A 27,000-nucleotide genomic window follows, 5' to 3' on the forward strand; every position below is an offset into this window, starting at 1 on the left:
TAGTGTTTGAGCAGGCCCTTTCGCGCCTCGGTCTTAACGGTCGGGTGCGATCAACTGACAGAGCTTGGCCGTCGCTTCGATCATCTGCCCACTCGGCCGTTCCAGGCCTTTATCCGCTACCAGCAGCAATTGCCCCTGCGCCACCGCCGTCACCTGGGGCCAGGCCTTCCACGCATCGAGCTGCGCCTGATCGCTGGCCAGAATCACCTCGGGGTTGCGCTGCAACACGGCCTCCACACTGACCTGCGGCGCAGGCTGTGGCAGGTCGGCAAACACATTGCTTGCCCCGCAAACCTGCAGCGCATCGCTGATGATCTGTCCGCCGCCCACGGTGTACAGCGGCCGATCCCAGACTTGATAAAACACCCGCAGCGGCTCGTCCCTTCGATAGCGCTGGCGCAGGGAGTCGAGTCGCGAACGCAGTTTTTTGGCCAATGCAACGCCCCGCTCCGCTCGCCCGAGTTGCGTGGCTATCGCCTCAACCTGCGCAGTGAGTTGCTCGAGGTCATGCGGCTCGGCGACATAGGTGGGAATGTTCAGCCGCTTGAGCTGTTCACGCTGAGCCGGCCCTACACTGCCCGGCCAGAGCAGCAGTAAATCGGGTTTGAGGCTGAGCAACCGTTCGATATCCAACTGACCGTAGCGGCCCACCGAAGGAATGTCTTTGAGCTCGGCCGGACGCTCACCGGCATCCAGCACTCCGACCAGCAGGTCAGCCGAATTCAGTTCAATCACGATTTCGGAAAGCGACGGTGCCAGGCTGACAACCCGCTCGGCCGCAGCCGCCGGACCACCGGTGGCCAGCAACAGGACTGCCAGCCAGACGCAGCGCATCAACCGAGTTGACGCGGGATACGGTAGAGGTAGAACAGCACCGCCGTCGACAACGCCAGCAGCATCAGCGGCACGGCTTCCAGACCAACGAAGACTGCCAGTGCGCCGATCCAGGCGGGCAGGCCGGCGACCAGAAACGCAGCACGGCGTTTCGCGGCCAGGGCGATCCAGGCGGCGGGTTCTTCAGGGGTATCGAGGGCTTTTTGGGTCGCGATCAGCGCATGTTTGTAACCGCCAAAAAACTTCAGGCTGACAAACATCGACGCCACACCGGCAATGAAAAACGGCATGGCCAGCACCGGCAGAATCGCCTCGCTTTGGCCGAATAAGCCATTGACCACGAACAGCGGCAGCAAGGCCAACGCCAGATATTGCCACCAGTTGACGGCCAGTCGTCGCCGTACCTGACCGCGGGTCACGCCCGGTCTACCTCGCCCTGATGCTCGTTGCCCATCATGTGGTCGAGCTTGCTGGCCTTGGTGGCCAGGTAGAGTTTGTTGTGCGGGTTGTGCCCGGTGTGCAACGGCACGCGCTCGGCAACCACGATGCCCATGTCGGTCAAGGCTTTGACCTTGCGTGGGTTGTTGGTCATCAGACGCAGGGACTTCACGCCCAGGTGCTCCAGCATCGGCAGGCACATGGCGTAGTCGCGCTGGTCGGCGGCGAAGCCCAGGCGTTCGTTGGCTTCAACGGTATCGGCGCCACCATCCTGCAATTCATAGGCGCGGATCTTGTTCAGCAGGCCAATGCCGCGACCTTCCTGACGCAAGTAGAGCAACACGCCACGGCCTTCACGGGCAATCGCCTGCAACGCCGCCTCGAGTTGCGAACCGCAGTCGCAACGCTGGCTGAACAAGGCATCGCCGGTCAGGCATTCGGAGTGCAACCGGCCGAGTACCGGCGCACCGTCGGCGATCTCACCCAGGCTCAGCACCACGTGCTCGCGCCCGTTCTCTTCATCGAGAAAGCCGTGCATGGTGAATTGCGCAAAAGGCGTTGGCAGCTTGGAAGCGGCGACAAAAACGACAGGCACCGGTGTGCTCCTGATCTATAAGTACTGAAGATTCGCAGAGGCGGCATTGTAACAGCACGTTCCTACAGACGCTTAGGCTGAATTATCGGCCATAACGATCAAAAAGTTCGATATCTGCCCCGCTCCCACATAGAACGCTTTCATTTCGAGCCGAACGGATAGGGTTGCTTCCAGCGTTCGAAAATCGGTTTCAACCGGCCGCTTTTTACCAGCAGGTCCATGCGCTGATCGAACAATGCCATCAATTGCCGTGCCCGAGGAGTATCGGCAAAGCACAGGTAAAGCGGCAGATCTGCGATATGCGTGCGGCGAAACTGCGACGGATCCTTGGCTCGGCTGACGATAGAGTTAACCTCGTCCAGCGCGTCAATGTAGTAGTCGACGTGGTTGTGGATCAGCATCGGCAGAATCCCGGTACGCCGCGCGACTTCGTTATAGCGCTGCACATTGGGCAGGTAAGCCTGGTACTTGTAGCCGCGTACCCAGGCCAAACGGTAATTGCCCAGATTTTCCGCGGTCGGCGCCGGATTGGTGGCCAGGCCCAATGCATAGATCGGATCGGTATCGAAACTCCAGCGCGGATAGAGCACGTCACTGACTTCATCCCGATAGGCACCGACACACGCGTCCACTTCGCCACGCTGTGCCAGGCCCGTGGCGCGTGTATAAGGTTCGATTCGAATATCCAGTTTGACGCCCGCAGGCTCGAACACTTCGCGCAACACGTCCCAGCCCAAACCACGGCCATCGGCGGCGGTAAAGTCTTCCCACGCTTCGCTGGCCAGGTGAATCACGGACGGCGTCGTCGGCGCATCCCCCGCCTGGGCGAAGGAGCAAAACGTCGCGAAAACCATCACCATCAACCAGCGAGCCATCTTTTATCCTCGGCTGTATTCTTCAGGCGAAGAACCACACCAGCCCTTGCATCGCCAACCACGCAAACACCCCGGCCAGCACGTCGTCGAGCATGATGCCGACGCCACCGTGCACATGCCGGTCGATCCAGCGAATCGGCCACGGCTTGAGGATGTCGAAGAAGCGGAACATCAGGAACCCCGCCAGCAACCAATACCAACCTTGCGGCACCAGCCACAGGGTGATCCACATCCCGACCATTTCGTCCCAGACGATGCCTTCATGGTCGTGCACGCGCAAATCGTCGGCGACCTTGCCGCACAGCCAGAAGCCGAACAGCATGGTGATGCCGAGCATCAGCCAGTAGCCCCAGTCAGGCAGCATCTGCCACAACGGAATAAAGGGCAGCGCCACCAACGAACCCCAGGTGCCCGGCGCTTTTGGCAGGGTGCCCGAGCCGAAGCCGAACGCCAGAAAATGCCACGGATTGCGCCAGACCGACGGCGGTACGAACTCCGACGGAACCTGTTTGGGATGATCTGTCACGGTGTCTCCCGAAAATGTTGATAACCCCGGATTGGCGGGGTGATGTCGTGTCCGTCGGCGTCCAGCAGAATCACGCCCTGCCCTGCAACCACCTGCCCGAGCACATGGATCGGCCAGCCGTCCGCCAGTAACGATGGCAACTCGGCAGGCGGCAAGGTGAAGGCCAGCACGTAATCGTCACCGCCACTCAGGGCAGCCTGCTCAGCGCCGGATTGACCGAGGAAAGCCTGCAGTGCCTTCGACAACGGTAGCCTGCTGCGCTCTACCTCAATCCCGACTTTCGACGCCAGGGCAATATGCCCGCAGTCGGCGAGCAAGCCATCGGAGATGTCCAGCGCCGCCGTGGCCCTGCCGCGCAACGCCTGGCCCAACGCCAGTTGCGGTTGCGGCGACCAGTAATGGGCCAGCAATGGCTCGGCGATGGCCGCGTCCGCTGTCCGCTGGCCGAGCACCAGCGGCAATGCGCCCGCGCCGTTACCCAGTTCACCGCCCACACAGAGTAAATCGCCCGGCTGTGCGCCACTGCGGGTCAGCGCCAGACCGGTCGGCACCCGGCCGAACACGGTCATGGTCAGGCTCAACGGCCCGCGAGTGGTATCGCCGCCCACCAGTGCCACACGGCAATTCTGCGCCATGAGGTTCAATCCACGGGCGAATGCTTCCAGCCAATCGGAAGTCCCGGTCGGCAAGGTCAAGGCAAGGGTAAAGGCAACGGGGGTGGCGCCCATGGCGGCCAGGTCACTGACGGCCACGGCCAGCGAGCGCTGGCCGAGCAGAAACGGATCGCAGGGGTCAGCGAAATGCACACCGGCCACCAGGGTATCGGTGGAAATCGCCAACTGCTCCCCGGGAGGAACAGCCAGCAAGGCGCAGTCGTCGCCGATCCCGAGGGCAACGCCTTCGCCGCCCTGCGCACAAGGCGCGGCGGCGAAGAAATTGCGGATCAGCTCAAACTCGCCCATGGCAATGGCAGTTCAAGCGCCGATCAGCGCTTGAACGCCTTCACTTCAGCTTCACGCAGACGCGGGGCCAGCTTGTCGAGCACACCGTTGACGAACTTGTGACCGTCGGTGGAACCGAAGACCTTGGCCAGTTCGATACCTTCGTTGATCACAACGCGGTACGGCACGTCGACGCGCTTGAGCAGCTCCCAGGTGGACAGGCGCAGAACGGCCAGTTCAACCGGGTCCAGCTCTTCGATGGTCAAGTCCAGGCAAGGCTTGAGCGCGGTGTCGATCTCGGTCTTGAACTGCGGAACCCCGTGCAGGATTTCGCGGAAGTACGCGCCATCGACATCGGTGAAATCGTTATCGACCCGGAACTGCGCTTCGATCTCGTTCAGCGACTGCTTGGCCATGTGCCATTGGTACAGCGCCTGAGTCGCGAGCTGACGGGCTTCGCGACGCTTGGCGCTTTTCGATGGCTTGCCGGCATCCGCAGGCTTTGGATCGCGCGGGTTGAAACGATCGCTATCGTCGCTAATCACTTGGCCTCCAACTGCGCCAGCAGGCTGACCATTTCCAGAGCGGACAGGGCAGCTTCAGCACCTTTGTTACCGGCCTTGGTGCCGGAACGTTCGATGGCTTGTTCGATGGAATCAACGGTCAGTACGCCGAAAGCGACCGGTACGCCGAACTCCATGGACACCTGGGCCAGGCCCTTGGTGCATTCGCCAGCCACGTATTCGAAGTGCGGAGTACCGCCACGAATGACCGCGCCCAGGGCGATGATTGCCGCGAACTCGCCCTTCTGAGCGACTTTCTGCGCAACCAGCGGGATTTCGAAGGCGCCAGGCGCACGGATGATGGTGATGTCGCTTTCGCTCACGCCATGGCGAACCAGGGCATCAACTGCACCGCTGACCAGGCTTTCAACCACGAAGCTGTTGAAACGGCCCACTACCAGAGCGTAGCGGCCTTTAGGGGCGATGAAGGTACCTTCGATGGTCTTCAGGGTCATTCGTTAGATCTCTTAAAGAGCCGGGACGCGTTTTCTACGCGTCCCTCAGTGATGTGTTAGCCGCGAATCAAGGACTGGAAACAACCGGTCATTATTCGGAGGGCACGTATTCTACAACTTCCAGATCGAAACCGGATATCGCATTAAATTTCATCGGCGCAGACATCAGGCGCATTTTACGCACGCCCAGGTCCCGAAGGATCTGCGAACCGGCACCCACAGTGCTGTAGGTGGTCGGCTTTTTCACCGCCAGGTGGTCGGCGGTTTCGCGGATGTGCGCCAGCAACACGTCGCCATCGAGCGGGTGACCGAGCAACAGCACCACACCGCTGCCAGCCTCGGCAACCGCGGCCATGGCGGCGCGCAGGCTCCAACGGCCTGGTTGCTTGACCATCAGCAGATCACGCAACGGGTCCATGTTGTGCACCCGAACCAGGGTCGGCTCTTCGGCGCACACGGTGCCCAGGGTCAGGGCCATGTGCACGTCGCCTTCCACCGAATCACGATAGGTCACCAGGTTGAACTGGCCCAGTTCGCTGTCCAGCGGCTGCTCGGCAATCCGCTGAACGGTACGTTCGTGGATCATCCGGTAGTGGATCAGGTCGGCAATGGTGCCGATCTTGATGTTGTGCTCGGCGGCAAATGCTTCGAGTTCGGCGCGACGGGACATGGTGCCGTCGTCGTTCATCACTTCGCAGATCACACCGCTCGGCTCAAAACCGGCCATGCGCGCCAGATCGCAGGCTGCTTCGGTGTGACCGGCACGGGCCAGGGTGCCGCCGGCCTGGGCCATCAGCGGGAAGATGTGGCCGGGGCTGACGATGTCTTCGGCCTTGGCGTCTTTGGCGGCAGCGGCTTGCACTGTGCGCGCACGGTCGGCCGCGGAGATACCGGTGGTCACGCCTTCGGCGGCTTCGATGGACACGGTGAACTTGGTGCCGAAACCGGAACCGTTGCGTGGCGCCATCAACGGCAGCCTGAGCAGTTCGCAGCGCTCGCGGCTCATCGGCATGCAGATCAGGCCACGGGCGTGCTTGGCCATGAAGTTGATGTGTTCAGCCTTGCAGCACTCGGCGGCCATGATCAGGTCGCCTTCGTTCTCGCGGTCTTCGTCATCCATGAGGATGACCATCTTGCCTTGGCGGATGTCTTCAACCAGTTCTTCGATGCTATTGAGCGCCACAAGGCACCCCCTTGAGTCAGGATTTGAGGTAGCCGTTTTGGGCCAGAAAGCTTTCAGTAATAGCGCTGCCGGCAGTTGGCTCAGCAGCCTTGTCGCCCAGCAGCAGGCGCTCCAGATAACGAGCCAGCAGATCGACCTCCAGGTTCACCCGGCGACCAGGCTTGTAAGCAGCCATGATGGTTTCGCTCAGGGTGTGCGGAATGATTGTCAGCAGGAATTCGGCGCCATCGACCGCGTTCACCGTCAGGCTGGTGCCGTCGACGGTGATCGAACCTTTATGGGCGATGTACTTGGCCAGTTCTTTCGGCGCACGGATGCGAAATTCCACGGCGCGGGCATTGTCGGTGCGCGAGACCACTTCGCCGACACCGTCGACGTGACCGCTGACCAAGTGCCCACCGAGGCGGGTGGTCGGGGTCAGGGCTTTTTCCAGATTCACTGGGCTGCCGCTCTTGAGGTCATTCATGGCAGTGCAGTCGAGGGTTTCGCGACTGACGTCCGCCGCAAAGCCATTGCCCGGCAGTTCAACCGCCGTCAGGCACACGCCGTTGACGGCAATGCTGTCGCCCAGTTTGACGTCGCTCAGGTCGAGCTTGCCGGTTTCTACGTAAACCCGCACATCTCCGCCTTTTGGGGTCAATGCACGAATACTGCCGATGGATTCGATGATGCCGGTAAACATGGAGTCCTCCTCGAGAACAGGGCCTTCTGGGCTGCAGCCGGGAATTATACGCTGACCGTTGGGACAGGTATGGCAATGACTCGCCAGTCATCGCCAACCGCGCGGATTTCGGTAATTTTGAGCTCGGGCGCATCTTTCATCTGCGCCAGCGGCCAGTCCAGCAACGGTCGCGCCGTGGAGCCGAGAAACTTGCCGGCAATGAAAATCTGGAACTCGTCCACCAACCCTTGCTGAGCAAACGCCCCGGCCAGACGTGGGCCAGCCTCGACCAGCACCTCGTTGACATCACGGGCAGCCAGCTCAACCAGCAACTTGCGCAAGTCGACCTGGCCATCGTCGCCCGCCACGATCAGGCATTCCGGACCGTTGGCGTATTGCTCTTCGATCGCCATGCACGTCGCGACCAATGCCGGGCCGGCCTTGAAGAACGGCGCGTCCAGCGGCACCCGCAGGCGACCGTCGATCAGCACGCGCAGTGGCGGACGGCTCATGACCAAGGCCGTTTGTTCGGGATCGAGGCCCAATTCATCGGCTCGCACGGTCAAGCGGGCATTGTCCGCCAGCACCGTGTCGGCGCCGGTCAGCACCACGCTGGCCTGAGCGCGCAGCCGTTGTACCGCCGAACGCGCCGCCGGGCCGGTAATCCATTGGCTCTCGCCGCTTTCCATCGCTGTGCGACCGTCGAGACTCATGGCCAACTTGACCCGCACGAACGGCAAGCCGTGTTCCATGCGTTTGAGGAAGCCTTCATTGAGCTTGCGCGCCTCGCCTTCCAGCACGCCGCTTTCGGTGGCGATACCCGCCTGGGCCAGACGTTGCAGACCGCGACCGGCAACTTCCGGGTTCGGGTCCTGCATCGCCGCAACGACACGCGCCACACCGGCATTCACCAGCGCATCGGCGCAGGGCGGCGTACGGCCGTGGTGGCTGCACGGTTCCAGGGTCACGTAAGCCGTGGCGCCTCGCGCCTTGTCACCGGCGGCACGCAAGGCGTGGACTTCGGCATGGGGCTCACCGGCGCGCACATGCCAGCCTTCGCCGACAACCTGCCCGTCACGCACCACCACGCAGCCGACCCGCGGGTTGGGGTGCGTCGTGTAATGACCTTTGCGCGCCAGTTCCAGGGCACGGGCCATGTAATGGGCGTCGAGGATGGCTTGTTCCGGGGAGGTGGTCATTCTTTCACCGGTTCACGGGCGAGGCGATCAATCTCTTCACGGAACTCGTTGAGGTCCTGGAAGCGTCGATACACCGAAGCGAAGCGGATATAGGCGACTTCATCAAGCTTTTTCAGCTCGGCCATCACCAGTTCGCCGACCACGAGGGATTTGACCTCGCGTTCGCCGGTGGCGCGCAGCTTGTGTTTGATGTGCACCAGCGACGATTCCAGGCGCTCGACACTCACCGGGCGCTTCTCCAGCGCTCGCTGCATGCCGGCACGAAGTTTTTCTTCGTCGAACGGCTGGCGACTGCCGTCGGTTTTGATCAGGCGCGGCAACACCAGTTCAGCGGTTTCGAACGTCGTGAAGCGTTCGCCGCAGGCCAGGCATTCACGCCGGCGGCGCACCTGTTCGCCCTCGGCGACCAGACGCGAGTCGATGACCTTGGTGTCGTTGGCACCGCAGAAGGGACAGTGCATGGTGGCAGGCAACAAAAAATGGGAGGGCCATGGTAGCGCATCCCCGTGGCAAGACAAGCCATAGGGTTTGCGGTATACAGACGGGCTATAATGTTTTCACCTTGCCGGAGCCGCCAATGTCGTTACGACCGCTCGTTTTGCTCAGTCTTTTCAGCCTGCTGGTGGCCTGTGGCAGCGATGCACCCAAGCCCCAGCCACCGACGCCCGGCCCGGCGCCGCAACAGGCGCAGAAGAAGGCCAAGGCGTCTGCCGAGCTCGGCCCGCTGCCGGCTTACCAACGTGAAATCAGTGGCACCCTGCTGGGCGTGCCGGCCGACGCCGAAGTCGAACTGGCGCTGCTGGTGATCGACGAAAAGGATCGCCCGCAACAATTGCTTGCCAGCGCCAACCTGATCGGCACCAATCAGGTGTTGCCGTTTCGCCTGCGTTTCAACCCTGAATCCTTCCCGGTTGGCGCTCGCGTTGAACTGCGCGGCCGCGCCAGCCAGTCCGGGCAGTTGATTCTGCATCTGCCGGCGCAACTCATCACCCAGCCGACGACCCAGGCCCTGGGTCAGTTGCAATTCGTCAAAGCGCCATGATTGCACCGCTCGACCTGCAACAGGCGTTGGGTGAACTGCTTGGTGATGCACAGCTTGTAGCCTGTGAGTTACCGGGCACCGAGCTGAAACTCTGGCTGATCGACGGCGACAACATGGACCGCGCCTTCAGCCCCGAAGAAACCCGGCGGATTCTCCACGAGCCGCCGTACTGGAGTTTCTGTTGGGCCAGTGGGTTGGCCGTGGCCCGCTATCTCGCCGAACACCCGCACTGGGTCGAAGGCAAACGGGTGCTGGATTTCGGCGCCGGTTCCGGGGTGGCCGCGATTGCGGCAGTGAAGGCCGGGGCGCTGGAAGTGGTGGCCTGTGACCTGGACCCGCTGGCGATTGCCGCGTGTCGGGCGAATGCCGAACTCAATGATGTGCAGCTGCGCTACTCGACGGATTTTTTCGCCGAAGCGGATCGATTTGATCTGATTCTGGTGGCCGACGTGTTGTACGACCGGGAAAATCTGCCGCTACTCAACGAGTTTCTCAGCCGTGGCCGGGAAGCGTTGGTGGCGGATTCACGGGTGCGGGATTTTCGCCATCCGCTGTATCGGCGCATCGAGATGCTGGAGGCGATGACCTTGCCGGACCTGGCCGAGCCCGAAGAGTTTCGGCATGTGAGCCTTTACCACGCGCGGCGCGGTTAGCAAAAAGCTTCACGGGCAAGAGTTGGATCACCCCCGCTTTCAGCCGCCCCCCACCAAGCCTTATAGTGGCCTCATCCACGCTTTTACGAGATCCCCCATGAGTCAGGAAACGCCGTACATCTTCGACGCCACGACTGCCGATTTCGACCAGTCGGTGATCGAGAACTCTTTCCACAAACCGGTACTGGTGGATTTCTGGGCCGAATGGTGTGCGCCGTGCAAGGCCTTGATGCCGATGCTGCAAACCATCGCCGAGAGCTATCAGGGTGAGTTGCTGCTGGCCAAGGTCAACTGCGACATCGAGCAAGACATTGTTGCGCGTTTCGGCATTCGCAGCCTGCCGACCGTGGTGCTGTTCAAGGACGGTCAACCGGTGGACGGTTTTGCCGGTGCGCAACCGGAATCCGCTGTGCGCACGATGCTCGAGCCTCATGTGCAAATGCCGCCTCCAGCCGCCGCCGATCCATTCGAACAGGCTCAGGCGTTGTTCGATGACGGCCGTTTCGCCGACGCCGAAGCCACGCTCAAAGTCTTGCTGACTGAAGACAACACCAATGCCAAGGCCCTGATCCTCTACGCCCGCTGCCTCACCGAGCGCGGTGAACTGGGTGAAGCGCAAGTCGTGCTCGACGCGGTCAAGACCGATGAGCACAAGGCCGCACTGGCCGGCGCCAAGGCGCAGATCCAGTTTCTCGGTCAGGCCAGGGATTTGCCGGATGCGGCAGACCTGAAAGCACGTCTGGCGAAAAACCCGCAGGACGATGAGGCGGTCTATCAACTGGCGATCCAGCAACTGGCCCGTCAGCAATACGACGCGGCGCTGGATGCCTTGCTGAAACTGTTCATCCGCAACCGCAGCTATAACGAAGGCTTGCCGCACAAGACTTTGCTGCAAGTGTTCGAGCTGCTGGGCAACGATCACCCGCTGGTGACCACATACCGTCGCAAGCTGTTTGCCGCGCTCTATTAAAATCAAAAGATCGCCGCCTGCGGCAGCTCCTACGCTGGCTCGCGCCAGCTATAAAGCGGTGTATCCCCGCCGCTCACCACTTTGACATCTGCGCAGTGGCGCAAGCGCACCAACAAGCGCTTGCCCGCCGCTGCACTGCCGGTCAGCCCTTCCAGTTGCTCCAGCAAATCCGGCCCGCTCAATTGCCCGGCCTTGCGCAGCAATTCTTTGGCGATCTGCCACAGCGCCTCGTCCTGATTCACCGGTTTGGAGGGGGTCACACTCGCCTCGGGTTTGGCTGCCTGCAACTGCGCACCGAGCTGCGCCCAGTCGCCCTCATCCAGCTCAAGGGTCAAATCCACCGGCCAGTCGCCGATGCTTCCGCGTATTCGCAACATAAGTCTGCTCCAGCACATACCTGACTCGCATGCTCCCATGGGTCTTGCACAACGCCAAGCAGACGGTCAAACTCTCGGCACTTTCGTTATAAGATTACATAACAAATTTTTCATTTTACTTTTCGGAGACCCGCCATGCGCCGTCTGCTGCTCGCTTTGCCGTTTGCCTTGTTGCCGCTGGCTGTCGCCCACGCGGCTGTCGAGCAAGATCACGACCATGAGCACGGCAGCCTCGGCGCCCACGAACACGGCGTCGGTCGTTTGAATGCGGCGCTGGACGGCCAGACCCTGGAGCTGGAACTGGAAAGCCCGGCAATGAACCTCGTGGGCTTCGAACACGCCGCCACCACCGACGCCGACAAGGCCAAAGTCGCCGCCGTCCGTGCCCAACTGGAAAAACCACTGACACTGTTCAACCTGCCGAAAGCCGCCGGTTGCGTGGTCGCGACCCAGGAGCTGGAAAGCCCGTTGTTCGGTGACAAACCGGATGCCGACGATGAGCATGAAGAAGCCAAGGACGGTCACGAGCATCAACATGACCACAGCGAAATCCACGCCCGTTACCAATTCAGCTGCTCGGCCCCGGGCGCGCTGAAGACCCTGGACCTGGCGACTGTCTTCAACACGTTCCCGGCTACCCAGAAGATTCAGGTACAACTGATCAGCCCGAGCGGACAGCAAGGGGTTGAAGTGACGGCCAAAACCGCCGCCCTGAAATTCTGATCCGACACCAATCCCCATGAAATCGGCGCCATGACCCAAGCACTCATCGAACTGTCCGACCTGGGCTTCAGCTGGCCCGGTCACCCGCCGCTGCTGGACATCCCGGCGTTTCGCCTGGAGCCTGGTGAAACCCTGTTCCTCAAAGGCCCCAGCGGCAGCGGCAAGACCACCCTGCTCGGCTTGCTCGGCGGTGTGCAAAAGCCCGATTGCGGCAGCATCCGGTTGCTCGGCCAGGAATTGACCGAACTGTCTGCCGGGGCTCGCGACCACTTCCGGGTCGATCACACCGGCTACATCTTCCAGCAGTTCAACTTGCTGCCGTTTCTGTCGGTGCGGGAGAACGTCGAACTGCCCTGTCACTTCTCGAAATTGCGCGCCGAGCGGGCGAAACAGCGCCACGGCAGCGTCGATCAGGCCGCCGCCACCCTGCTCGCCCATCTGGGCCTGAAGGACGAAAACATTCTGGGCCGTCGTGCCGATTCGCTGTCCATCGGCCAGCAGCAACGAGTCGCTGCCGCGCGTGCGCTGATCGGTCAGCCGGAACTGGTGATCGCCGACGAACCGACCTCGGCACTGGATTACGACGCTCGCGAAAACTTCATTCGCCTGCTGTTCGCCGAATGCCGCGAAGCCGGCTCGAGTCTGCTGTTCGTCAGTCACGATCAGAGCCTCGCGCCGCTGTTCGATCGCCACCTGTCGCTGGCCGATCTCAATCGCGCCGCCACCCTGTCCGAGGTTTGAGATGTATTTGTTTCGTCTAGCCATGGCCAGCCTCGCTAACCGTCGCTTCACCGCGATCCTCACCGCGTTCGCCATCGCCCTGTCGGTCTGCCTGCTGCTGGCGGTGGAGCGGGTGCGCACCGAGGCCAAGGCCAGTTTCGCCAGCACCATCAGCGGCACCGACCTGATCGTCGGCGCGCGTTCCGGCTCTGTGAACCTGCTGCTGTATTCGGTATTCCGCATCGGCAACGCCACCAACAACATCCGCTGGGACAGCTTCGAGCAGTTCGCCAACAACCCGAAAGTGAAGTGGGCGATCCCGATGTCCCTCGGCGATTCCCATCGTGGTTATCGGGTGATGGGCACCACTGAGGCGTACTTCGAGCATTACCAGTACGGCCATCAACAGCATCTGGAACTGGCCGACGGCCGTGCCTTCGCCAGCGATCCGTTCGAAGTGGTGCTCGGCGCCGAAGTGGCCGACGCGCTGCACTACAAACTCGGCGACAAACTGGTGCTGGCCCATGGCGTGGCAGCGATCAGCCTGGTCAAGCACGACGACAAGCCGTTCACCGTGGTCGGCATCCTCAAACGCACCGGCACCCCGGTGGACCGCACGCTGCACATCAGCCTCGGCGGCATGGAAGCGATCCACATCGACTGGCACAACGGCGTGCCGGCGCGTGGTAACGGTCGGGTCAGTGCCGATCAGGCGCGCAACATGGACCTGACGCCGCAAGCGATCACCGCGTTCATGCTCGGCCTCAACAACAAGATCTCGACCTTCGCACTGCAACGTGAAATCAACGAATTCCGTGGCGAACCGATGCTCGCGATCCTGCCGGGTGTGGCGTTGCAGGAGCTGTGGAGCTTGATGAGCACGGCGGAAAAAGCCTTGTTCGTCGTCTCGCTGTTCGTGGTGCTGACCGGGTTGATCGGCATGCTCACGGCGATTCTCACCAGCCTCAACGAGCGCCGCCGCGAGATGGCGATTCTGCGTTCGGTGGGCGCGCGGCCATGGCATATCGCGACTTTACTGGTGCTGGAAGCGTTTGCCCTGGCGCTGTCGGGAGTGATTGCCGGCGTGGCGCTGCTGTATGTCGGCATCGCCGTGGCGCAGGGTTACGTGCAGTCGAATTACGGTTTGTACCTGCCGCTGGCCTGGCCAAGCGAATATGAATGGACGCTGCTCGGTGGCATCCTGATCGCCGCGCTGCTGATGGGCAGCGTGCCGGCCTGGCGCGCCTATCGCCAATCCTTGGCCGATGGCCTGTCGATCCGCCTGTGAGGACGTTGAACATGCCCCGCGCTCTGCTTGCACTGTTGATGCTGGTTGCTCTGCCGCTGTGGGCGGCCGAGCCGAAAGACCTGACCTGGTCGGAAATGATCCCGCCGGATGCCCCGCCGGAAGTGCCGAACATGACGCCGCTGCACGACCTGTCGAAGATGAGCGACGCGTTGTCCGCGGAGTCGGCGCCGGCAGCCAAACAAGACATGCCGAACGCGCCGGTAGTGAAGAGTCTCGATGGCCAGAACATTCGTTTACCGGGGTACATCGTGCCACTGGAAGTCAGTGAAGAAGGCCGCACCACGGAGTTTCTGCTGGTGCCATATTTCGGCGCCTGCATCCACGTACCGCCGCCGCCGTCGAACCAGATCGTGCATGTCAAAAGCGAAGTCGGCGTGAAGCTCGATGAGCTGTATCAGCCGTACTGGGTCGAAGGTGCGTTGCAGGTCAAGGCGTCCACCAGCGAACTGGCGGATGCCGGGTATCAGATGGAGGCGCAGAAGATTTATGTGTATGAACTGCCGGAGTGAATCCTCCAGTCATTCGTATCGTTGAAATCGCCAGGATCGCAGCCTTCGGCAGCTCCTACAGGATCAGTTTTTCACTCGGTCAATGCAGGAGCTGCCGAAGGCTGCGATCTTTTAGGGCCATCACTGTTTCGTTGAGCTGAGTCAAAAGACCGTATCAGTTGGATCCCTACCATTGGACATCAAACATTTTTAACGTCCTTTGGAGCCCCCATGCACAAGTCCCTGCTCAGCGCTTCGCTGCTTGCCCTCGCGCTCACAGCCCCGCTCGCCCATGCCCACACCGCCGGCGACATCATCGTTCGAGCCGGTGCGATCACCGTGAATCCGACGGCCGACAGCTCCAGCGTCAAGGTCGATCAAGGCCCGCTGAAGGGCGCCGATCTGGGTGGCAAGGCCACCATGAGCAGCGACACGCAACTGGGTCTGAACTTCGCCTACATGATCACCAACAACCTGGGGATCGAACTGCTGGCGGCCTCGCCGTTCGAGCATGACGTGAAACTCAAAGGCACCGCGCTCGGCGCCGCCAACGGCAAACTCGGCACCCTGAAACACCTGCCGCCGACCCTGAGCCTGGTCTACTACCCACTGGATTCCAAGTCCGCATTCCAGCCGTATATCGGCGGCGGGATCAACTACACCTGGATCTACGACGAGCACGTCGGCAGCGAAGCCAGCGCCAATGGCTTCAGCAACTTCAAGGCGAATAATTCCTGGGGCCTGGCCTGGCAGGTCGGCGCCGACTACATGCTGACTGACAACGTGATGATCAACGCCCAGGTGCGCTACATCGACATCGACACCCGTGCCACCGTCGAGAACAACGCCGTGGCCCCGGGCACCCGCGCACGGGTGAACGTGGACGTCGATCCGTTCATCTACATGGTCGGTCTGGGTTACAAGTTCTAAGCAACATGTGATCAGCTTTTGTGGCGAGGGAGCTTGCTCCCGCTGGGCTGCGAAGCAGACCCAAGATTGATGGCGACTGCTGCGCAGTCGAACGGGAGCAAGCTCCCTCGCCACAGGTATTGCATCGGCCACAGAAGCAATTTTCGACATACAAAAAAGGCGCCGTCCAAGGCGCCTTCTTCATGACTGTGTAAAACCTCAGTGCCCCAACAACCGCGCCAGGCCAACGCTCATCGGCGTCTGCTCCGGGTAGGTGAACCGCTCCAGCAAACGCCGGTTATTCGCTCGTGAATGGCGGATGTCACCGGAACGCGCCGGGCCGTAGCTAACGGGCGGCAGCTTGCCGACCACGGCTTCAAGGGCTTCAAGCATCTGCTTGAGAGTCGTCGCCTGATTCCAGCCGACATTCACCGCGCCGACCTCAACCTGCGGTTTCTCGATGGCTTGCACCAGCACGTCCACCAGGTCCTCGACGTAGACAAAATCCCGAGTCTGCTCGCCATCACCGAACACGGTGATCGGCAGGCCTTTCTGCGCGCGCTCGCTGAAAATGCTGATCACCCCGGAGTACGGCGAGGACGGATCCTGGCGCGGGCCGAAGATGTTGAAGAAGCGGAAAATCACCGGTTCCAGACCATGCTGGCGGCGATAGAAATCGAAGTAATGCTCGCTCGCCAACTTGTCCGCCGCATACGGCGTCAACGGTGCCTTGGGCGTGTCTTCATCGATCGACTCGCCTTCACCGTTGTTGCCATAGACCGCTGCGCTGGACGCGTACAACACGCGTTTGACACCGGCCTGACGCATGGCTTCGCAGACGTTCAGCGAGCCGATGAAGTTGCTCTGGTGAGTTTTCACCGGGTCATCCACCGAAGCCTGCACCGAAGCCACCGCGGCCAGATGCGCCACCGCGCTGCAACCGAGCATCGCCTGTGCCACCAGGGCGGCATCAGCGACATCGCCTTCGATCAGTTCGACAAGGGGATTGTCCATCGGCAGGTTGCTGCGTTTGCCGGTGGACAAGTCATCGAGAATTCGCACCGAATGCCCTTTGGCGAGCAAGGCATCGGTCAGGTGCGAACCGATGAAACCGGCGCCGCCGGTGATTAAAACAGGGCCGTCAGCCATGGCGATAAAACCTATCCAGTAAGCCCGGGAGTGCCGCGCGCCAGGCGCGGGGTTTGATCCCGAAAGTGTGCAGAATTTTCTTGCAGGCCAGCACCGCGTGTTGCGGTTCTTCGGCAGCGTCGGGCCGCGCGGCGTGAGCCTGGGCAGTCGGCGCTTCGATGGCCAGCGGGTGCAGGGCGCGTGCTTCAGTGAGAATCGCCTGCCCCAGTGCCAGCGGCGTGGTCGCCTCATGCCCGGCGTAGTGGTAAGTGCCCCACAGCGGCGCCGCGCAATCGAGTTGCTTGAGCACCGAGATGATCACCCGGGCTGCATCGTCCACCGGCGTCGGATTACCGCGACGATCATCCGCCATCAGCAGCTCTTCCGCTTTCTCGGCCCGGGTGAGGAATCGCCCGAGGGTGCCCTCGGGGCTGTCATCGAGCAGCCAGCCAAAACGCAGCAACACGTGCTGTGGACAGGTGGCGCGCACGCTTTGCTCGATGCGCCACAAGGCCTGACCGCGCAAGCCCAACGGTACCGGTTCGTCTTTTTCGCTGTAGGCAGTCGCCCGGGAGCCATCGAACACGCGATAACTCGACGGTTGCAGCAGCACGATGTTGTGATGCTGGCACAGCTCGGCCAGACGCTCGATGGCGCGCTCCTGCCCGGCCAGACGCTGCTCGCTGACGGTCTCCGCCTGGAACCAGTCGAAATAGTAGGCGAGATTGATCAACGCATCCGGACGGGTATCGTCGAGCAGTTGCGTCAGGCTCGCGGCGTCCCAGCCGTCTTGTGGTGGGCGGGGGGCGAGGAAACCGATGTCTTCCTCCGCACCGAGGCGAATCAGCGCCTGCCCAAGGGCATTTCCGCCGCCCAGTAACATAAGGCGCATTCGCATAGAGTCAGCAGGCCCAGTCTGATTGGAACGATGGCTTTATCGACAGCGCCCGCAGGCGATGTCCTCAATAATTGCCGGAATCGTTGCATTTTGCGGGTTTAGTGCGCAACCGTCACCCGTAAAGTGTAGTTCCCGAGGATTTGTGGTGCGGCTACTGGCCTCAGGATCAACACAGAGCCTGAGCGGTACTTGCAACTTCCAGCCCCCACCCGCATAAATTGGCTCATGAACCTGCCCATCCCCGCAGACAGCGCGCTGAACGGTTTCCACCCCGCCGTCAGCGCCTGGTTCAGCAACACCTTCGCGACGGCCACCGCCGCCCAGGCCCGGGCGTGGCCGTTGATCCGCCAGCGCCGTTCAACGCTGATTGCCGCGCCCACCGGCTCCGGCAAAACCCTCGCCGCGTTTCTGGCCGTGCTCGACGATCTGGTCCATCGCGGCCTGGAAAACCCGGATGGCCTGCCGGACGAAACCCTGGTGGTCTACGTTTCGCCGCTCAAGGCCCTGTCCAACGACATCCGGATCAACCTGCAAAACCCGCTGGCCGGCATCACCGAGCAGTTACGCCTGATGGGCCTGCCCGACGTGCCGATCAGCACTGCCGTGCGCACCGGCGATACGCCGCAAAAAGACCGCTCGGCCATGCGCAAAACCGCGCCGCACATTCTGGTGACCACTCCGGAATCCCTATACGTGCTGCTCGGCTCCGACTCCGGCCGGAAAATGCTCGGCACCACGCAAACGGTGATCGTCGACGAAATCCACGCCATCGCCGCCAGCAAACGCGGCAGTCACCTGGCCCTGAGCCTGGAGCGCCTGCAAGCGCTTTGCCCGCAACCGTTGGTGCGGATCGGCCTGTCCGCCACGCAAAAACCCATCAAGGCGGTATCGCGTTTTTTGGTTGGCGGTGATCGCGACTGCGAAATCATCGACATCGGCCATGCCCGCCCACGGGATCTCGATATCGAAGTGCCGCCCGTGCCGCTGTCGGCGGTGATGGCCAACGACGTGTGGGAGCTGGTCTATGACCGCCTCGCCGCCCTCGCCCGCGATCACCGGACCACGCTGATTTTCGTCAACACCCGGCGCTTGGCCGAACGCCTGAGCCGACACTTGAGTGAACGCCTCGGCAAAGACGCGGTGGCCGCCCACCATGGCAGCCTGGCCAAGGAGTTTCGCCTGGACGCCGAGCAACGGCTCAAGCGCGGCGAGCTGCAAGTGCTGATCGCCACCGCCTCGCTGGAACTGGGGATTGATATCGGCGACGTCGACCTGGTGTGCCAGATCGCTTCGCCACGCTCGATTGCCGGTTTTCTGCAACGGGTCGGCCGCTCCGGGCATCAGGTCGGCGGCACACCCAAGGGCCGATTGTTCGCCACCACCCGCGACGACCTGATCGAATGCGCCGCTTTGCTCGATTGCGTGCGCCGTGGCGAACTCGACACCTTGCTGATCCCCGAAGCGCCGCTGGATGTGCTGGCCCAGCAGATCATCGCCGAGGTCAGTTGCCAGGAATGGCACGAGCAGGCGTTGCTGGAGATGCTGCGTAAAGCCTCGCCTTACGCCAAGCTCGACGAAAAACAATATCAGGCGCTGCTGCACATGCTCGCCGAGGGCTACAACGGTCGCCAGGGCATGCGTAGCGCGTATCTGCACCGGGACGCCGTAAGCCGCACCTTGCGCGGCCGTCGGGGCGCCAAGCTGACCGCCGTGACCAGCGGCGGGACGATTCCCGACAACGCCGACTACAGCGTGTTGCTGGAGCCTCAGGGGCTGAACATCGGCAGCGTCAACGAAGACTTCGCGGTGGAAAGCATCGCCGGGGATATCTTTCAGCTGGGCAATACCTCATATCGAATCCTGCGGGTCGAAACCGGCAGGGTCCGGGTCGAAGATGCTCAGGGCCAGCCGCCGACCATTCCGTTCTGGCTCGGGGAAGCACCCGGTCGCAGCAATGAACTGTCGTTAGCCGTGGCCCGCCTGCAAGCGCAACTCGATGAACTGCTCGCCGCCACACCCGGCAATCTGCAACCGGCGCTCGACTGGCTGACCGACACCCTCGGCTTGAACCTCGCCAGCGCCGAGCAACTGGTCGACTACCTGGCCCGGGCCCGCCTGACCCTCGGCGCCTTGCCGTCCCAGGACACACTGGTGATGGAGCGTTTTTTCGACGAGTCAGGCGGTACGCAGCTGATCATCCACTCACCGTTCGGCAGCCGCATCAACCGCGCCTGGGGCCTGGCCCTGCGCAAGCGTTTCTGCCGCACCTTCAACTTCGAATTGCAGGCCGCCGCCAGCGAGGACGCCATCGTGTTGTCGCTGTCCACCAGCCACAGCTTCGAGCTGGACGACGTCTGGCGCTACCTGCACAGCAACAGCGCCGAACATATCCTGACTCAAGCGGTGCTCGAGGCCCCGCTGTTCGGCGTGCGCTGGCGCTGGAATGCCGGGGTCGCCCTGGCGCTGCCACGCTACAGCGGCGGCCGCAAAGTGCCGCCGCAGATCCAGCGGATGAAAAGCGAAGACCTGATCGCCAGCGTGTTTCCCGATCAGATCGCCTGCGTGGAAAACCTCGCCGGCGAGCGCGAGATTCCCGACCATCCGCTGGTGGAACAAACCCTCGACGATTGCCTGCACGAGGCCATGGACAGCGAAGGCTGGCTGGCATTATTGCGGCGCATGGAACGGGGCGATATCCGCCTGATCAGCCGCGACCTGCCGGCGCCTTCGCCACTGGCGGCGGAAATCCTCAGTGCCCGCCCCTACACCTTCCTCGACGACGCGCCGCTGGAAGAACGCCGCACTCAGGCGGTACTCAACCGCCGCTGGAGCGATCCGCAGTCCACCGACGACCTCGGTGCGCTGGACGCCGACGCGATTGCCGCCGTGCGCGACGAAGCCTGGCCAACGCCAACCGGCCTCGATGAAATGCATGAGGCCTTGATGAGCCTGGCGTGCATCACCGACGCCGAGGCCCGGGCCACCCCCAATTGGCTCGAATGGCTGAACACCCTGGCCGAGAGTGGCCGCGCCAGCCGTTTGCAGATTAACGCCAAGCAATCGCTGTGGCTGCCACTGGAGCGACTGACCTGCCTGCGGGCGATTTATCCACAGGCCACGTTGTTTCCGTCGTTGGAGGCGTTGCCCGGTTTCAATGAAATCTGGGAGCCGGACGAAGCGGTGCTGGAAGTGGTCCGCGCGCGGCTCAGTGCGTTTGGTCCATTGCCGCTGAAAGCGATTGCCGAACCACTTGGTCTACCGGCGCTTCAAGTCACTCAGGCCCTGGCCCAACTGGAACGTGAAGGTTACGTGCTGCGCGGGCAGTTCAGCCCGGACGCCCGCGAAGAGGAATGGTGCGAACGACATCTGCTGGCGCGGATTCATCGCTACACGGTCAAACGGCTGCGGCGGGAAATCGAGCCGGTGGCGTTGCAGGACTTCATGCGTTTTCTGTTCGACTGGCAGCATCTTTCCACCCTGAGCCGAGGCCAGGGCAGCGCAGTGTTGCCGGCGATCATCAGCCAGTTCGAAGGCTACCCCGCCGCCGCTTCGGCATGGGACAGCGACATTCTGCCGGCGCGGCTCAAAGACTATTCGGCGAGCTGGCTGGATGAGTTATGCCGCAGCGGCAAACTGGTCTGGACCCGCCTGACCGCGCGCAACAAGAGCGCCGGCACGGCATTGCGCAGCACGCCGATTCTGTTGCTGCCGCGTAGTCAGGTCGGGTTGTGGAGCAGCTTGACCGAGCAGACACCGGTCAACGAGCTGTCGCCAAAAACACAAAAGGTCCATGCAGCACTCAGCCAGCACGGCGCACTGTTTTTCGATGAGCTGATGCACGAGGCCCATCTGCTGCGCTCGGAACTGGAAATCGCCTTGCAGGAACTGGTCGGCGCCGGACTGGTAAACGCCGACAGTTTCGCCGGGTTGCGGGCGCTGATCACCCCGGCCAGCAAACGCCAGAATCGCAGCAGTCGACGCGGGCGCGGCGCGTTTGTCGGCGGGATGGACGACGCCGGGCGCTGGGCGTTGCTGCGCCGTGGTACTGCCGCGCCGGTTGTGGATAAGCCGGTTGTGGATAAACAACGCCCGACATCCACGCCCACAGAAACCCTGGAACACATCGCCATGACCTTGCTGCGCCGTTATGGCGTGGTGTTCTGGCGCTTGCTGGAGCGTGAGGCGGATTGGCTGCCGAGTTGGCGGGAATTGCTGCGCACGTTCCATCGGTTGGAGGCCCGGGGCGAGATTCGTGGCGGGCGGTTTGTCAGTGGTTTGGCCGGCGAACAGTTTGCCCTGCCCGAGGCGATCCCGTTGCTGCGCGAAGTCAGGCGGCGCCCCCATGACGGTAGTTTGATTGCGGTGTGCGGGGTGGATCCGCTGAACCTCGCCGGCACCCTGTTGCCGGGCGTGAAAGTGCCGGCGCTGGCGAGCAATCGACTGGTGTATCGCGACGGCTTGCCGGCTGCCGCCGAGATCGCCGGCAAGCAGCAGTTCTGGCTGGAGCTGGATCAGCAATCGACTACAGAAGTACGCAACACACTGATCCGCCACTCCCCCTTGTAGGATTCAATCTCCTGTGGCGAGGGAGCTTGCTCCCGCTGGGGTGCGAAGCGCCCCCAAAACCTGCAAACCCATTTCTCCCGAATGCACCACGCTGTGTGGTTTCACGACTGCTCCGCAGCCGAGCGGGACGGTGCGGCGATCCGACAAGCTCCCTCGCCACAAGGTTTAATACCAGCCGTGAGATATTTGACCTGCACGCAAATATCAAATGCCCATCCCTGTATTTTTCCGCACGCCCCAAACCCCGACACTGCGCTCCATCAATCAATCCACCGGAGTTGCAGCCATGCCCATTGCCTTGCTGGCGCTGACCCTCAGCGCTTTCGCCATCGGGACGACGGAGTTCGTCATCGTTGGCCTGTTACCCACCATCGGCGCCGACCTCGGCGTCAGCCTGCCGTCCGCCGGTCTGCTGGTCAGTCTGTATGCGCTCGGGGTGGCCATCGGCGCGCCGGTGCTGACCGCCCTCACCGGCAAAGTCCCGCGTAAATTGCTGCTGTTGTCGCTGATGGTGCTGTTCACCCTCGGCAACTTGTTGGCCTGGAAAGCGCCCAGCTACGAGTCGCTGATCATTGCGCGGATCGTCACCGGCCTGGCCCACGGGGTGTTTTTCTCAATTGGCTCGATCATCGCCACCAGCCTGGTGCCTAAGGAAAAAGCCGCCAGCGCGATTGCCATCATGTTCACCGGCCTGACTGTGGCGCTGGTCACTGGCGTGCCACTGGGGACGTTTATCGGTCAGCATTTCGGCTGGCGTGAAACCTTCCTCGCGGTGTCTGCACTGGGTGTGATCGCCTTCATCGGCAGCCTGCTCTACGTACCGAAGAACATCGCCCACAGCAAACCGGCTTCGCTGTTGCAGCAGTTGCAGGTACTGAAACAACCGCGCCTGTTGTTGGTGTATGCCATGACGGCGGTCGGCTACGGCGGCTCGTTCATCGCCTTCACCTTTCTGGCGCCGATTCTTCAGGACATTGCGGGCTTCAGCGCCAGCACCGTCAGCCTGGTGCTGCTGGTGTACGGCATCTCGGTGGCCGTCGGCAACATCTGGGGCGGCAAGCTGGCGGATAAACGCGGCCCGATCGGCGCCCTGAAAATCATCTTCGCCCTGCTCGCCGCCGTACTGTTCGCACTGACCTTCACCGCCGCCAATCCATGGCTGGCCCTGGCCACTGTGCTGGTCTGGGGTGCAGTGGCGTTCGGTAACGTGCCGGGGCTGCAGGTGTATGTGGTGCGTCAGGCCGAACATCACACCCCGCATGCGGTGGACGTGGCGTCGGGCCTGAACATTGCGGCGTTCAACCTCGGCATTGCCGGTGGTGCGTGGGGTGGTGGCTTGATCGTGGCGCATATGGGCCTGATCCATACCGCGTGGATCGGTGGCCTGGTGGTGCTGGTGGCATTGGCACTGACCGCCTGGAGTGGTCGTCTCGATCGATTGGGCCCGGTGTATGCCGAGCCGGCTGAAGGTTCGGCCCGGATCGTCGCCGGGCACTGATAGATCAAAAGATCGTAGCCTTCGGCAACTCCTGCGCGCCTGTGGGAAGCTGCCGAAGGCTGCGATCTTTTGCTTTTACCGTCCGTAGCCCCGTCGAAACTTTCTCGCATGCCTGGCAGTCATCAAAAGACAGGGCTGTCCGAGGATGGGAGGCGACATGGCGGCGATTCATATCGGCATTTCAGGCTGGCGCTACACGCCCTGGCGGGGAGGCTTCTACCCGAAGGGGCTGACCCACAAACGCGAATTGCAATTCGCGTCACGGGCAGTCAACAGCATCGAAATCGATGGATCGCTCTACACCCTGCAACGGCCCGAACGTTATGCCCTGTGGTGCGAACCGGTTGCCGAAGGAGCGCTGCCATGAGCACTCCCGAACCGGTCGGTGGGACGGATGAACAGCAACCCATCATCAATGCCGTGAGCCGCTTCACCGTGCTGACGGTCAACACCCACAAGGGGTTCACCGCACTCAATCGGCGCTTCATCCTGCCCGAGTTGCGCGATGCGGTGCGCAGTGTGTCCGCCGATGTGGTGTTTTTGCAGGAGGTCCACGGCACCCACGAACAGCACCCCCAGCGCTACAACAATTGGCCGGCGATGCCCCAGTACGAATTCCTTGCCGATAGCCTGTGGCCGCAATTCGCCTACGGGCGCAACGCGGTCTACCCGGCGGGCGATCACGGCAATGCACTGTTGTCGAAATTCCAGATCATTCGCCATGACAATCTCGACGTGTCCATCAGCGGCCATGAAAACCGTGGAATCCTGCATTGCGTGTTGCGCATGCCCGGCGATGGTCGGGAAGTGCATGCCATTTGCGTCCATCTGGGGTTGCGCGAAAGCCACCGGACGGCACAGCTCAAGCTGCTGATCCGACGCCTGGAAGAGTTACCGCAAGATGCCCCGGTGGTCGTCGCCGGCGACTTCAACGACTGGCGCCTGCGCGCCGATGCGTTGCTCAAGCCTTGCGGTTTGCGTGAGGTCTTTGTCGAGCAGCATGGCAAACCGGCGCGCAGTTTCCCCGCGCGTTTGCCGGCGTTACGCCTGGACCGTATTTACCTGCGCAATCTCAAGGCCAGCCATCCGCAAGTACTGGCGGCACGCCCCTGGTCACACCTTTCCGACCATGCGCCCCTGTCGGTGGAGATCGAGTTATGAGCAGCCCGCCGATGGAAAAAACCACGGTCGAACACGTCTCCCCACCTCCCCCCGTGCGCGAGCCTGCGGTGACTGATGTTGAATACGGCTGGCACGGAAACAATCGGGTCGAGTTGCTGGAAAACGGTGAGGCGTACTTTCCACGGGTGTTTGAAGTGCTGCGCCAGGCCCAGAGGGAAATCCTGCTGGAAACCTTCATTGTGTTCGAGGACAAGGTCGGCAATGAGCTTCAACAGATCCTGATTGAAGCGGCGCAACGCGGCGTGCGTATTACTGTCAGTCTCGATGGATTCGGCTGTGGCGAACTGAGCACGGAGTTCCTCGCTGCCCTGAGCATTGCAGGGGTACGCCTGCAAATATTCGATCCCGCCCCGCGTCATCTGGGCATCCGTACCAACTGGTTCCGCCGCCTGCACCGCAAGATTGTGGTGGTCGACGGCGCGATTGCGTTCCTCGGCGGAATCAATTTTTCCGCCGACCATCTGGCCGACTTCGGCCCCGAGGCCAAACAGGATTACTCGGTTGAAGTGCAAGGCCCGGCGGTGGCCGATATTCATCATTTCGCCTTGCTGCAAGGCGGTCGCCCGGCCCGAGCCAAATACTGGTGGCAACGCCGCCGGCAGCGGCATGCTGAACTGGCGGTCGACGATCATGACGGTCAGGTGCGACTGGTGTATCGCGACAACGCAGAACACCCAAAAGATATCGAAGAGGTGTATTTACAGGTGCTGCGCAGTGCCCGGCGTCGCGTGGTGATCGCCAATGCCTACTTCTTCCCCGGTTATCGGCTGCTGCACGAGATCCGCAATGCGGCACGCAGGGGGGTCGAGGTGCGCCTGATTCTTCAGGGGCAACCGGACCTGCGGGTGGCCAGACTCGCCGCGCGCATGACCTACGACTACCTGCTGCGGGCCGGGGTGTTGATCTACGAATATTGCGACCGCCCCCTGCATGGCAAAGTCGCTCTGGTCGACGAGGACTGGAGCACTGTCGGCTCAAGCAACCTCGACCCACTGAGCCTGTCCCTGAACCTGGAAGCCAACGTGCTGATCCGCGACCGTGCCTTCAATCACGACCTGTTCCAGCGTCTCGATGATCTGAGCAGCAACCACTGCAAGGTCATGTCGGTGGACACGGCGCCTCGCGGGCGGATCTGGCACATGACCATCGGCTTTCTGGTGTTCCACATCCTGCGGCATTTCCCGGCGTGGGCCGGTTGGTTGCCGGCGCATAAACCGCGCCTGAAACCCTTTACTCATCCGACCGGGAGCGCCAAGGCATGAGCCATTCCCAAGCGCAGCCTGCGCCGCACTCCGACACGCCGGGCAAACACCACTGGCACCGCTGGAAAAGGCCGCTGACGATGCTGTTTTTCCTGGCGCTGATCGTATTGTTCACGATGCTCGCCCAGCGCATCGAATGGAACGAAGTGTTCGATACCCTGGCTGATTTCAAAGTACGCACGTTGATCATTGCGTCAGGTGTGACCCTGGCAAGCTTTCTGGTCTATGCCTGTTTCGATCTGATCGGGCGCACCTACATCCGGCAGAACCTGACTTGGCGGCAGATCCTCCCGGTGGGGATCATCAGCTATGCCTTCAACCTCAACCTGAGCGCCTGGGTCGGCGGCGTCGCCATGCGTTATCGGCTGTATTCGCGGCTCGGCGTGAGCAAAGGCAACATCGCAAAAATCCTCGGGCTGAGCCTGGCGACCAACTGGTTCGGCTACATGGTAATTGCCGGCGCGGTGTTCAGCAGCGGCCTGATGCGAATGCCGCCGGGCTGGAAAGTGAGCAGCAATGCACTGCAAGACGTGGGGATTTTGTTGCTGCTGTTGAGCACCGGATATCTGGCAGCCTGCCGGTATTCCAGGCGCCGGAAATGGTCGGTTCGCGGCGTGGAAATCATTCTGCCGTCGCTACGCATGGCAATCCTGCAACTGGCCCTCGGCGCACTGAACTGGGCGTTGATGGCGGCGGTGATCTTCACGTTGCTGCCGAGCAAACTGGATTATCCGCTGGTGCTTGGTGTGTTGCTGATCAGCGCCGTTGCCGGGGTCATCACCCATATCCCGGCCGGGCTCGGTGTGTTGGAGGCGGTGTTCGTGGTGCTGCTGCAGCACGAAGTATCGCGGGGCAGCCTGGTGGCGGGGTTGATCGCTTATCGGGCGATCTATTTCATTCTGCCGCTGTTGATAACGGTGTTGATGTATCTGGTGGTGGAAGCCAAGGCCAAGTCGTTGCGGATCTCGAAGAAACCTCGGTGAGCGGTCGCATCCACGAATGATC

28 protein-coding genes and 1 pseudogene are annotated in these 27,000 nt (G+C 62.0%); 14 read left to right on the forward strand and 15 right to left on the reverse strand.

Going from position 1 to position 27,000, the window contains the following annotated elements; translation table 11 throughout:
• Window positions 1–33 precede the first annotated feature (33 nt).
• From ACCC96_RS04900 to nrdR, 12 genes are all read right to left on the reverse strand, one after another.
• Window positions 34–834 (reverse strand): cobalamin-binding protein, encoded by an 801-nt coding sequence (locus tag ACCC96_RS04900; RefSeq protein WP_413695128.1) that lies wholly within the window; start codon window positions 832–834, stop codon window positions 34–36.
• On the reverse strand, window positions 834–1,253 hold the full coding sequence (locus tag ACCC96_RS04905) for a hypothetical protein (protein ID WP_019581376.1): 420 nt from the start codon (window positions 1,251–1,253) through the stop codon (window positions 834–836). Before ACCC96_RS04905 ends, ACCC96_RS04900 begins: the two co-directional genes overlap by 1 nt.
• On the reverse strand, window positions 1,250–1,867 hold the full coding sequence (ribA, locus tag ACCC96_RS04910; protein WP_007933624.1) for a GTP cyclohydrolase II: 618 nt from the start codon (window positions 1,865–1,867) through the stop codon (window positions 1,250–1,252). The genes ACCC96_RS04905 and ribA overlap by 4 nt, the downstream gene beginning before the upstream one ends.
• Window positions 1,868–2,007: 140 nt before the next feature.
• A complete protein-coding gene (locus tag ACCC96_RS04915) occupies window positions 2,008–2,742 on the reverse strand; it encodes a transporter substrate-binding domain-containing protein (RefSeq protein WP_019650863.1) in 735 nt (244 codons plus the stop codon).
• Between the two features lie 22 nt (window positions 2,743–2,764).
• Window positions 2,765–3,268, reverse strand: coding sequence for a phosphatidylglycerophosphatase A (locus ACCC96_RS04920; protein WP_019650862.1), 504 nt, complete (start codon window positions 3,266–3,268; stop codon window positions 2,765–2,767).
• Window positions 3,265–4,230, reverse strand: coding sequence for a thiamine-phosphate kinase (thiL, locus tag ACCC96_RS04925; RefSeq protein ID WP_413695129.1), 966 nt, complete (start codon window positions 4,228–4,230; stop codon window positions 3,265–3,267). Before thiL ends, ACCC96_RS04920 begins: the two co-directional genes overlap by 4 nt.
• Window positions 4,231–4,253: 23 nt before the next feature.
• Window positions 4,254–4,754 carry a transcription antitermination factor NusB gene (nusB, locus tag ACCC96_RS04930; RefSeq protein WP_007933632.1) on the reverse strand — a complete coding sequence of 167 codons (501 nt, stop codon included), beginning with the start codon at window positions 4,752–4,754 and terminating at the stop codon, window positions 4,254–4,256.
• Complete coding sequence (gene ribE / locus ACCC96_RS04935; protein ID WP_003228649.1) at window positions 4,751–5,227, reverse strand: 6,7-dimethyl-8-ribityllumazine synthase; 477 nt, start codon at window positions 5,225–5,227, stop codon at window positions 4,751–4,753. Before ribE ends, nusB begins: the two co-directional genes overlap by 4 nt.
• Before the next feature lie 91 nt (window positions 5,228–5,318).
• Complete coding sequence (ribBA, locus tag ACCC96_RS04940) at window positions 5,319–6,410, reverse strand: bifunctional 3,4-dihydroxy-2-butanone-4-phosphate synthase/GTP cyclohydrolase II (RefSeq protein ID WP_413695130.1); 1,092 nt, start codon at window positions 6,408–6,410, stop codon at window positions 5,319–5,321.
• A gap of 16 nt (window positions 6,411–6,426) precedes the next feature.
• The gene (locus ACCC96_RS04945; protein ID WP_413695131.1) at window positions 6,427–7,092 is read right to left on the reverse strand and encodes a riboflavin synthase; all 666 of its coding nucleotides are present in this window, start codon (window positions 7,090–7,092) and stop codon (window positions 6,427–6,429) included.
• 44 nt (window positions 7,093–7,136) lie between these two features.
• Window positions 7,137–8,270, reverse strand: a complete 1,134-nt coding sequence (ribD, locus tag ACCC96_RS04950) for a bifunctional diaminohydroxyphosphoribosylaminopyrimidine deaminase/5-amino-6-(5-phosphoribosylamino)uracil reductase RibD (RefSeq protein ID WP_413695132.1) — start codon at window positions 8,268–8,270, stop codon at window positions 7,137–7,139.
• A complete protein-coding gene (gene nrdR, locus ACCC96_RS04955; RefSeq protein WP_007906838.1) occupies window positions 8,267–8,731 on the reverse strand; it encodes a transcriptional regulator NrdR in 465 nt (154 codons plus the stop codon). Before nrdR ends, ribD begins: the two co-directional genes overlap by 4 nt.
• Before the next feature lie 116 nt (window positions 8,732–8,847).
• On the opposite strand from nrdR, the gene ACCC96_RS04960 reads away from it, so the two are divergent.
• The 3 genes from ACCC96_RS04960 to trxA all read left to right on the forward strand — a co-directional run bounded on the left by ACCC96_RS04960 (window position 8,848) and on the right by trxA (window position 10,935).
• Window positions 8,848–9,312 carry a YbaY family lipoprotein gene (locus tag ACCC96_RS04960; protein WP_413695133.1) on the forward strand — a complete coding sequence of 155 codons (465 nt, stop codon included), beginning with the start codon at window positions 8,848–8,850 and terminating at the stop codon, window positions 9,310–9,312.
• A complete protein-coding gene (locus tag ACCC96_RS04965) occupies window positions 9,309–9,965 on the forward strand; it encodes a class I SAM-dependent methyltransferase (RefSeq protein WP_258671276.1) in 657 nt (218 codons plus the stop codon). Before ACCC96_RS04960 ends, ACCC96_RS04965 begins: the two co-directional genes overlap by 4 nt.
• A 97-nt stretch (window positions 9,966–10,062) precedes the next feature.
• The gene (trxA, locus tag ACCC96_RS04970; protein ID WP_413695134.1) at window positions 10,063–10,935 is read left to right on the forward strand and encodes a thioredoxin; all 873 of its coding nucleotides are present in this window, start codon (window positions 10,063–10,065) and stop codon (window positions 10,933–10,935) included.
• Window positions 10,936–10,964: 29 nt separating this feature from the next.
• Here the strand turns inward: trxA and ACCC96_RS04975 are convergent, their stop codons facing one another.
• Window positions 10,965–11,312 (reverse strand): hypothetical protein, encoded by a 348-nt coding sequence (locus tag ACCC96_RS04975; protein ID WP_413695135.1) that lies wholly within the window; start codon window positions 11,310–11,312, stop codon window positions 10,965–10,967.
• Window positions 11,313–11,447: 135 nt separating this feature from the next.
• On the opposite strand from ACCC96_RS04975, the gene ACCC96_RS04980 reads away from it, so the two are divergent.
• The 5 genes from ACCC96_RS04980 to ACCC96_RS05000 all read left to right on the forward strand — a co-directional run bounded on the left by ACCC96_RS04980 (window position 11,448) and on the right by ACCC96_RS05000 (window position 15,482).
• Window positions 11,448–12,035, forward strand: coding sequence for a DUF2796 domain-containing protein (locus ACCC96_RS04980; protein WP_018925683.1), 588 nt, complete (start codon window positions 11,448–11,450; stop codon window positions 12,033–12,035).
• Window positions 12,036–12,065: 30 nt separating this feature from the next.
• Complete coding sequence (locus tag ACCC96_RS04985; RefSeq protein ID WP_413695136.1) at window positions 12,066–12,776, forward strand: ABC transporter ATP-binding protein; 711 nt, start codon at window positions 12,066–12,068, stop codon at window positions 12,774–12,776.
• 1 nt (window position 12,777) lies between these two features.
• The gene (locus ACCC96_RS04990; protein WP_007933653.1) at window positions 12,778–14,043 is read left to right on the forward strand and encodes an ABC transporter permease; all 1,266 of its coding nucleotides are present in this window, start codon (window positions 12,778–12,780) and stop codon (window positions 14,041–14,043) included.
• A gap of 11 nt (window positions 14,044–14,054) precedes the next feature.
• Complete coding sequence (locus tag ACCC96_RS04995; protein ID WP_018925681.1) at window positions 14,055–14,573, forward strand: DUF3299 domain-containing protein; 519 nt, start codon at window positions 14,055–14,057, stop codon at window positions 14,571–14,573.
• Between the two features lie 210 nt (window positions 14,574–14,783).
• Window positions 14,784–15,482, forward strand: coding sequence for an OmpW/AlkL family protein (locus ACCC96_RS05000; RefSeq protein WP_413695137.1), 699 nt, complete (start codon window positions 14,784–14,786; stop codon window positions 15,480–15,482).
• A 198-nt stretch (window positions 15,483–15,680) separates the two neighbouring features.
• On the opposite strand, the gene ACCC96_RS05005 is transcribed toward ACCC96_RS05000, so the two are convergent.
• Together ACCC96_RS05005 and ACCC96_RS05010 are read right to left on the reverse strand one after the other, a co-directional pair.
• Window positions 15,681–16,610, reverse strand: coding sequence for an NAD-dependent epimerase/dehydratase family protein (locus tag ACCC96_RS05005; protein ID WP_413695138.1), 930 nt, complete (start codon window positions 16,608–16,610; stop codon window positions 15,681–15,683).
• Window positions 16,603–17,487, reverse strand: coding sequence for a sugar nucleotide-binding protein (locus tag ACCC96_RS05010; RefSeq protein WP_413695139.1), 885 nt, complete (start codon window positions 17,485–17,487; stop codon window positions 16,603–16,605). The genes ACCC96_RS05005 and ACCC96_RS05010 overlap by 8 nt, the downstream gene beginning before the upstream one ends.
• Window positions 17,488–17,712: 225 nt before the next feature.
• Here ACCC96_RS05010 and ACCC96_RS05015 point away from each other — a divergent pair, with 225 nt between their 5' ends.
• The 6 genes and pseudogenes from ACCC96_RS05015 to ACCC96_RS05040 all read left to right on the forward strand — a co-directional run bounded on the left by ACCC96_RS05015 (window position 17,713) and on the right by ACCC96_RS05040 (window position 26,978).
• A complete protein-coding gene (locus tag ACCC96_RS05015; protein WP_413695140.1) occupies window positions 17,713–22,053 on the forward strand; it encodes a DEAD/DEAH box helicase in 4,341 nt (1,446 codons plus the stop codon).
• A 286-nt stretch (window positions 22,054–22,339) separates the two neighbouring features.
• Window positions 22,340–23,551 carry an MFS transporter gene (locus ACCC96_RS05020; RefSeq protein WP_258671284.1) on the forward strand — a complete coding sequence of 404 codons (1,212 nt, stop codon included), beginning with the start codon at window positions 22,340–22,342 and terminating at the stop codon, window positions 23,549–23,551.
• A gap of 157 nt (window positions 23,552–23,708) precedes the next feature.
• A pseudogene (locus ACCC96_RS05025) lies at window positions 23,709–23,906 on the forward strand (DUF72 domain-containing protein); the annotation flags it as partial.
• Between the two features lie 8 nt (window positions 23,907–23,914).
• The gene (locus ACCC96_RS05030; RefSeq protein ID WP_413695141.1) at window positions 23,915–24,712 is read left to right on the forward strand and encodes an endonuclease/exonuclease/phosphatase family protein; all 798 of its coding nucleotides are present in this window, start codon (window positions 23,915–23,917) and stop codon (window positions 24,710–24,712) included.
• Window positions 24,709–25,995 carry a cardiolipin synthase ClsB gene (gene clsB, locus ACCC96_RS05035; RefSeq protein WP_413695142.1) on the forward strand — a complete coding sequence of 429 codons (1,287 nt, stop codon included), beginning with the start codon at window positions 24,709–24,711 and terminating at the stop codon, window positions 25,993–25,995. Before ACCC96_RS05030 ends, clsB begins: the two co-directional genes overlap by 4 nt.
• Window positions 25,992–26,978: a lysylphosphatidylglycerol synthase domain-containing protein gene (locus ACCC96_RS05040; protein WP_413695143.1), complete on the forward strand. Its 987-nt coding sequence runs from the start codon at window positions 25,992–25,994 to the stop codon at window positions 26,976–26,978. Before clsB ends, ACCC96_RS05040 begins: the two co-directional genes overlap by 4 nt.
• Window positions 26,979–27,000: the final 22 nt, after the last annotated feature.

Origin of the sequence: Pseudomonas sp. Pseusp11 (genome assembly GCF_047304405.1) — a bacterium.
Classification (GTDB): Bacteria; Pseudomonadota; Gammaproteobacteria; order Pseudomonadales; family Pseudomonadaceae; genus Aquipseudomonas.